Below are 3,093 nucleotides of genomic sequence, written 5' to 3' on the forward strand. Positions count from 1 at the left end.
GCCGCCGACCGCACCGCCACCCATGGCTGCCCGGTGTCGCTGGTCACCGGCGAAGAACTGCTGACCCTGACCGACGGTTCTTTGGACGGGCTGCTGCCGTTCGAATTCACCCGTTTGTATCGCACCAGCGCGGTGGAGATCGACAGCGGTCTCGGTTTTGGCTGGAGCCATTCGCTGGGCCAGCGCCTGGAGATCGACGGCGACACGGTGGTGTGGGTTGATGCCGAAAACCGCCGCACGCCGTTTCCCTTGCCCAGCGCGGCCCGCCCGGCGATCCACAACAGCCTGTCGCGGGCGGCGATTTACCTCGGTGATGCGCCCGAAGAGCTGATCGTCGCCCTGGCCGGTGAGGCGGCGCGCTTTTATCACTTTGTCGGCGGGCGCCTGAGTGCGATCAGCGATGCCTATGGCAATCGTCTGACCGTGCAGCGCGACATTTCCCAGCGCATCCAGCGTCTGGATAACGGCGCCGGACGTGGCTTGCTGCTGCGTTATGAGCGTCGCCATTTGATCGCCGTCGACTACCAGCGTTTTGATTGTTCGGGCGATCAGCCGCCGGCCTGGCGCACCGAGCAGACGCTGGTCAGCTACCGCTATGACGCCCGCGGGCGCTTGATCGAGGCCCGCAACGCCGCCGGCGAAAGCGAGCGCTACGACTACGACGAACAGCACGTCATCCTGCAACGGCAGCTGGCCGGGGGTGCGAGTTTCTATTGGGAGTGGGAAAACTCCGGCAAGGCCGCCCGCTGCATCCGCCACTGGGCCTCGTTTGCCCAGATGGACACGCGCTACGCATGGGGCGACGACGGCAGCGTGCGGCTCCGGCACGCCGACGGCAGCGAGGAAACCTACGCCCACGACGACCGCGCGCGCCTGGTGCGGCGGGTCGCGGCCGACGGTGGCGAACAGCGCAAGGCCTATGACGCCCAGGGTCGTTTGATCGCCGAGCAGGACACCCTCGGTGCGGTCACTGAATACCGCTACGACGAGGTCGGGCGGCTGATCGCGCTGATTCCGCCGGAAGGCGAGCCGACGTCCTACGAGTACCGCAACGGTTTCCTGCATGCCCGTTATCGCGGCCAGGCCAAGTGGACCTATCAACGCAACGCCCAGGGCGATCTGACCTGGCTGATCGACCCGGACGGCCAGAGCACCTACCACGAGTACGATGCGCAGGGACGGCTGCTGACGATCCGGTATCCGGACCACAGCCGGCATGTGTTCGAGTGGAACGGCCTCGGCCAGTTGCTCGGCGAAACCTTGCCCAACGGTGCACGCCGGCAGTATGCCTACGATGCGCGGGGGCGCCGGACGACGGTTCAGGATGAATTCGGCGCCATTACGCGTTACCAGTGGGACGCCGCCGGCCGACTGCTGCAGACCACGTTTCCCACAGGCGCCAGCCGTCGTTACAGCTACAACGCCTACGGCCAGATCACCGCTGAAACCGATGAACTGGGGCGGGTCACCCGCTTTGAATACGCCGACGACCTGCACCTGGTCAGTCGGCGGATCAACCCCGACGGCAGCACGCTCAAGTACCGCTACGAGCACGCCCAGCTGCTGCTCACCGAGATCGAAAACGAAGTCGGCGACACCTATCGGCTGGACTACACGCCCACGGGCTTGATCCGACAGGAAACCGGCTTCGACGGGCGCCGCACCGCCTACGCCTATGACCTCAACGGCCAGTTGCTGGAGAAAACCGAGTTCGGCGATGACGGCTCGCAGCTCATTACCGCTTACCAGCGTGACAGCGCCGGGCGCCTGCTGGTCAAGACCCTGCCCGACGGGACCAAGGTCGAGTACCGCTACGACGGATTGGGGCGGCTGGTCAGCGTCGACGACGGGCAGGACCATCCGCTGGAGTTCGAGTATGACGCCCACGACCGGCTGATCACCGAGCATCAGGGCTGGGGCACCCTGCGGTATGGCTATGACGCCTGCGGCCAGTTGCAGCACCTGCGCTTGCCGGACAACAGCCGCCTCACGTATCACCGCGCCCAGGGCGGGGCACTGACGGCGATCGACCTCAACGGCTCGCGGTTGACCACCCACCGCTTTGTCGGCGGTCGCGAACAGCAGCGCCAGCACGGTGTGCTGCACAGCGACTTTGCCTACGACGACCAGGGGCGCTTGCAGGCCCACGCCGTCAGCCAGCAGCAGCGTCCGCTGTACCGTCGCGAATACGCCTACAACGCCAACGGCAACCTCGCACAGGTCGCCGACACCCGCCACGGCCAGCGCGATTACCAGTACGACCCGCTCGACCGCCTGACCGGTGTGCGCCACGCCCGCGGGCAGGCCCCGGAACACTTCAGCCACGACCCGGCCGGCAACCTGCTGATCCACGACCGCCCCGGCCCCTGGCACCTCAAGGGCAACCGCCTGCTGCGCCACGCCGACCGGCATTACCGCTACGACGCCTACGGCAACCTGATCGGCGAACGCCGCGGCCAGGACCTGCGCGAATACCGCTACGACAGCCAGCACCGCCTGATCGGCTTCACCGCCCCCGACGGTCGCGAAACGTCCTACCGCTACGACGCCTTCGGCCGACGCATCAGCAAGACCGTCGACGGCCAGACCACGGAATTTTTCTGGCAAGGCGATCAAGTGATCGCCGAAAGCAGCCCAAGCCACTACCGCAGCTACCTCTACGAACCGGGCAGCTTCCGCCCGCTGGCGATGCTCGACGGCCAAGGCCCGAAACACGCCTGCCCGTTCTACTACCAACTCGACCACCTCGGCACCCCGCAGGAACTCATCGACTACAGCGGCGAAATCGTCTGGTCCGCCCGCTACACCGCCTACGGCAAAGTCCGCCAGCTCAGCCACAGCCACGGCGAACAGCTGGAGCAACCGCTGCGCTTCCAGGGCCAGTACTTCGACCCCGAAAGCGGCCTGCACTACAACCGCCACCGCTACTACCACCCCGACACCGGGCGCTACCTGACACCGGACCCGGTGAAGCTGGCCGGCGGGTTGAACCCGTATCGGTATACGCCGAATCCGACGGGGTGGGTGGATCCGTTGGGGTTGAGCGGGAATTGCCCGGGGGCGAATAGGCCGGGTTGTTCGGTGCCGGATGGT

Annotated in this window: 1 protein-coding gene; it reads left to right on the forward strand. The window is 66.4% G+C overall.

The features are described from left to right. Nucleotides 1-3,093, forward strand: a 3,093-nt coding sequence (locus D8V06_RS00555) for an RHS repeat-associated core domain-containing protein (RefSeq protein WP_130930264.1), incomplete at both ends; no start/stop codon positions are given.

Origin of the sequence: Pseudomonas sp. Sample_24, assembly GCF_004307605.1 — a bacterium.
Taxonomy (GTDB): domain Bacteria; phylum Pseudomonadota; class Gammaproteobacteria; order Pseudomonadales; family Pseudomonadaceae; genus Aquipseudomonas.